General features: G+C 50.2%; 1 pseudogene. It reads left to right on the forward strand.

Annotated features, from left to right (window positions below):
• Window positions 1-297: pseudogene (locus B3O33_RS10855) on the forward strand (ribonuclease E/G); the annotation flags it as partial.

A 297-nucleotide genomic window follows, 5' to 3' on the forward strand; every position in this document is an offset into this window, starting at 1 on the left:
CCCGTCGAAAAAGGCAACGCTATTCCGACACCGCCGCCAGAAGTGAATGGCAATGCGATACCTGCGCCGGAACCGGAAGTAAATGGTAATGCCATTCCAGTATCGACTGAGCCAGAGGTGGACGGTAATAAAATACCGCAAAAACCAGCGCCACGCCGCTCACGTACTAGCACCGGTGCCAGCAGTAATAATCGTCGCCGACGTGGTGCACCTCCAAAAGACAAAGAAAATCGTGATGCAAATGAGGTAGAAAAAAATCCTGCTTCGGCTGATAATGAGACTCAGAAGGTTGAAAAA

Origin of the sequence: Methylophaga sp. UBA1464 (genome assembly GCF_002325665.1) — a bacterium.
GTDB lineage: Bacteria > Pseudomonadota > Gammaproteobacteria > Nitrosococcales > Methylophagaceae > Methylophaga.